2 protein-coding genes are annotated in these 3,103 nt (G+C 50.6%); both read right to left on the minus strand.

Annotated features, from left to right (window positions below; all coding sequences use genetic code 11):
- The coding region (locus tag ACIQ67_RS20755) for a flavin-containing monooxygenase (protein ID WP_397536269.1) at nt 1–1,420 on the minus strand (1,420 nt) is incomplete at its 3' end.
- A gap of 48 nt (nt 1,421–1,468) precedes the next feature.
- On the minus strand, nt 1,469–3,103 hold a 1,635-nt coding region (locus ACIQ67_RS20760; protein WP_397536270.1), incomplete at its 5' end, for an acyltransferase family protein.

Raw genomic sequence — 3,103 nt, forward strand, 5'->3', positions numbered from 1 at the left:
GCATCGTGTGCATTCCTTCTGACCAATAGTCAGAGAGAAGTAGACCTTCACGCCCGGCGACGTCGTAGCCATTTCGACGCGAATACGATGTGCCCACTTCAAAGCCCGACGCAATGATCAAGCAATCAAGTTCGTAGTGCACTCCATTGACCCACACGCCCGTTTCATCGATGCGTTCAACGCCGCGACCTTCTGTATCAATGAGATGAGTTCCCGGGTTGTTGTACGACTGCAGGTATTCATCATGAAAGCAAGGACGCTTGCAGAGTTGGCGATACCAGGGCTTGAGTCCTGCCGCTGCTTGTGGATCACGCACGATGCTGTCGACTCGCGCACGAATCTCCGTCATCTTTTCGTCATCGCTCTCCTCATACGCAGCAAGCAGAGTCTCCGGGCCAAACTCCTCCCCCGCCTGCACCTTTTCGATCACGCGATCACGAATGCGCAATGAGATGTCCGTCCAGCCATCTTTGACCAAGTCTTCGTCGGTGAAACCCATCGTCTGCAAAGTGGTGAAGTTCATCATCCATTCGCGCTGCCACCCCGTCCCTAACTTGCTGAACCACTGAGGGTCAATGGCATGGTTGTTGCGTTCGTCAATGGCTGATGGCGTGCGCTGAAAAACAAACAGTTCTTTTGCTGACCGCGATAGATGCGGAATGCACTGCACAGACGTTGCACCTGTTCCGATGATGCCAACACGCTTGTCGGAAAGATTTGCCATCAGAGCACCAGATGGATCGCCGCCTGTGTACTCATAGTCCCAACGACTGGTGTGAAATGCATGACCTTTGAACGACTGGAGACCAGGAATTCCTGGAAGTTTGGCGCGATGCAAAGGACCTGTTCCCATTGCTAAGTGGCGCGCACGGAGTACGTCACCGCGGTCAGTGCGCACGATGTAACGCGATGCATCAGCATCCCAATCAATAGAAGTAATCCCTGTTGAGAACAGTGCACCGTCGTACAAATTGAATGTCGTTGCAATGCGCTTTGCGTGTGCGTGAATCTCTGGTGCTGGCACATACTTTGCTGATGGGACCGTTCCTGTTTCTTCCAACAACGGCAGGTAGATCATTGCCGCGGTGTCACACATGGCGCCGGGGTAACGATTCCAGTACCACACACCGCCAACGTCTCCGGCCTTATCAATGAGACGAACGTCTGAGATGCCCGCTTGCTTGAGGCGAGCACCGGTGACGAGTCCGGCGAATCCTGCACCAACAACAAGAACGGTGACATCTTCATAAATTGCATTGCGATCAGCAGGTCGAACGTACGGATCATCAAGCAGATTAGAGAATCTCCCCGATGGTTCTTGATACTGCTCATTACCATCGGAGCGGATTCGCTTATCGCGCTCTGCGTTGTACTTCTCGCGAAGGTCTTGACGATCTTGTTCGGTCAGATTGACGCTCATAATCCATTTTCTCACAATGAATGGTTTCTCAACATCATCGACAGATGGCTAAGGCGTCGTTGTCGGCACCTCAATTGTCAGAAGGCTTTCAGAAATGGTCTCAAGAACCAACTTTGCACCTTTCTTCCACACATGAATTCCATCCCAACGGTACGAAATGTCATTTGCAATCTCTGGTGACGCACACCATTCATCTGGGCCTTCAATAAACACCGTGCTTGATGGGTTCGATCGAGCTGAGTATCGCAAAAGTTCCGACAGATGTTTTGTTCGATCATCGCTGCGACGTTCCGGTAACGCCTGGGTTCCTTGGCCTTCAACATTTCGTGGACGCATACAAGGAACTTCAAGTAATGCAACTTTGATGCCTTCCTTGGAGAGTGCATTAATGCCCTTTTGCAATTGCGACAAGAAAAGTGCATCAGCCTCGGGAGATTTAAAGGAGTAGTAGCGCTCGGGAGTCTTCAACGTCATGACCTCCCATGCCCCGATAATCACCAATGCAATCTGAGCATTTGATTCCTTAGCTGCCGAGACCCACTTGTCTTCCCAACCATCGCAATGCGCCACTGACATGGAGAAATTCGTCTGCGGGCTGACAACCTCACCACGGTCGAAAATACCGCACCCATTGATGGAGCCATCAGAGAGAACAATGGAATTCTCGACTCCTTTCGGCTGATTGAGGAAAATGGATTCTGCTTGGGAGTCACCCACCAGCACTACACGTCGCGGACCTATGACCTGAGGAAGGGAACTGGGTGTGAATACCTGGTCTGGATTCGTTGTGTCTTTTGCAATCGTTGTTCCTTCGGTGGAAAAGACAATCACACCAGAAGCGACGACGACAATCAATGTTGAGAGAATGCTCGCGATACGCATAAGAGCCCACTTCGTTCGAAATCCGTCTCGAACTCCATTCCAGGTTTCACCGATGACACCCCTGATGATTGGTTGTTCAACTAGTCGGAATGAAAGCTCTGATGCAATTCCCGTGAGGACCAATGCAACTACAAGCGATGTCAACGAGTTCTGTGCATCAGTGAAGACAAAGATTGGCCAATGCCATAGGTAAATTCCGTACGAGCGGCGCCCGATACCAACCAACCACGAGAAACGAAAGAACCCATGGATTGATATCGCATTGGGATGTACCGCGCAAGCCACCAATACAACCGACAACACTGCAACAAAAAATGATCCACCGCGGTAGTAGACACTTCTATTGGCATAAAGGAATGTGGACAGCGCAAGAAGTAGCACAAGACAAGAAAAACCCAGAGCCGACAATCTTTTGTCGGAAATCTGACCGGCGTGTCGACTAGGAGATTCTCGCTTCACCAATTTCCACGGGCTCCACACCAATGCGAGGCCAGCACCCATCAGCAAACCGACGGATCGTGTCGGCGTTGACAGGTACAAGAGATTGCTTCGCGCTTCGTCTCCTGCGACATAAACAAATGCAACGACGAGAGAAACAAGAATTGCAATGCCGAATAATGCTGTTGCTTTCGACAGAACATTTCTCTTTATGCGATAAACGAAGACGAAACACAGCGGCCAGATGATGTACCACTGCTCCTCGACTGCGAGTGACCACATATGTCGCAAGAGCGGAGGGTTGGTTGATGCGAAGTACGGAACATCATTCCAAAAAATTTGCCACCAGTTTGAGACATAAAA

Source organism: Roseateles sp. (assembly GCF_044373315.1).
Classification (GTDB): Bacteria; Pseudomonadota; Gammaproteobacteria; order Burkholderiales; family Burkholderiaceae_C; genus JACDQM01.